This is a genomic window from Pseudomonadota bacterium, from assembly GCA_022361155.1.
Taxonomy (GTDB): domain Bacteria; phylum Myxococcota_A; class Polyangia; order Polyangiales; family JAKSBK01; genus JAKSBK01.
Map to the genome: position 1 here is coordinate 1 of JAKSBK010000434.1, position 1,548 is coordinate 1,548.

1 protein-coding gene is annotated in these 1,548 nt (G+C 75.7%); it reads right to left on the minus strand.

What is annotated here, in order from left to right; genetic code table 11:
• Positions 1-22 precede the first annotated feature (22 nt).
• Positions 23-1,357 (minus strand): flagellar biosynthesis protein FlgA, encoded by a 1,335-nt coding sequence (locus tag MJD61_16590; GenBank protein MCG8556880.1) that lies wholly within the window; start codon positions 1,355-1,357, stop codon positions 23-25.
• Positions 1,358-1,548: the final 191 nt, after the last annotated feature.

Genomic DNA, 1,548 nt, shown 5'->3' on the forward strand with positions numbered 1-1,548 from the left:
AAGCCGGGCGAGACCCGGACCTTCAGGAAGTAGACCCGGCGGCCGTTCGGAACAGGGCGTCCTGCCGCCGGCGCAGCCGCCAGAGCGCGCTGTCGGCGGGCTGTTCGACCATGTCGGCGGTCAGCAGGGTGCCCGGCGCAACCGCGGCCGCGAGCCGGGTGTTGGCGGCCATGGTGAAGGGCAGGGGCTGGTCGTCGCCAATGGGCCCGGCCTCCACCAGCAGGGGCTCGACGCCGTCGATCTCGTGGTGGTGGCCACCCATGGCGAGGTCGTGCCCGGGACCCAGGTGCCGGGTCGCCCGGGCCGCCAGGTCGACCCGGGGCTCGGGGGCCGCGGCTCCCGTGGGCAGGCCCAGCCGCACCGCTTGGAGGATCGACGCCATGGCCTCCAGGCCCAGCAGGTGCACCGGGTTGACCAGCGCCGCGTAGCCGCCGCAGCCGCTCACCGGGATGCCCTTGCCGGCCAGCACCGCCCAAGTCTCGGCATGGTCGCAGCGGACGACGACGAAGACGCCGCCGGCCAGGCTGGCCTCGTCCGGACGGCGCAGGCAGGTGACCATGTCGACGACCCCCGTTCGCCGCAGCAGGCCGCCGGCTTCGTGTGGCCGGAACAGGTCCGGCAGTTCCGGCCAGCGGGCGATGGGGGCCAGCAGGTCCGGCGCCTCGAAGCCGAGACCGGTGTGGTTGGCCACCACCGCCATCTCGGTCAGATCCGACGGCGTCCTGAGCGGGGCGCCGGGGACGGCGGCCGTGCGCCGGCGCACGGTCTCGCGGTCCCCCTGCCAGAGGGCGCCGAAGTCCGCCGCCGGGTAGTCGGGACGGTCGCCGGTCAGGTGCGTTAGCCGGCCCTCGTCGGGGGTCCAGACCAGGTCGTGCTCGCCGGACTTGCCGGCCACCACCACCTCCAGCCCCAACAGCCGCGCCCGCGCCACCAGGCCCACCAGCAGGCTCGGCTGGTCGCCGTCGGCCAGGGTGTAGACGACGCCGGCCTCGGCCGCCAGGCGGGCCAGCATGGGGCCGACGGCGACCTCGGCCTCCTTGGTAGCCATGACGACGTGCTTGCCGGCGGCGATGCAGGCCTCGGCCAGGGCGGCGGCGGTCTCCGGATGGCCCGTCGCCTCCACCACCACGTCGGCGTCGACGCCCGCCACCTCCAGGGCGTCCGTCAGCACGGCCGCCCCCTCGGGCGCCAGGCGGGCCGCCTTCTCCCCGTCCACGTCGCAGACGGCGGCGATGCCGACGCCGGGCAGGCGCGGCGCCTGGCCGGCCAGGGTGGCGCCGAACTGGCCGGCCCCCACCAGGGCGATGCGGACGGGTTCGTCGCGGGCGTCGCGGAACAGTTCGGCGGCGTTGACCATGGCCCGCACCTTATAGGGCGGAGCGGGTTCCGTGAAGACGCGGGCGCCGGGTCTAGTCCGGTTCCCGTGCCCGCCGCATCTCCGGCCACGCCAGGGCCGCCGCCGCCATGCCGGCCAGGCCCACGGTGGAGGTCATGAGCACGGCGGTGGACGCCCCCGCCTGGTCGGCGATGAACCCGGTCAGCAGGATG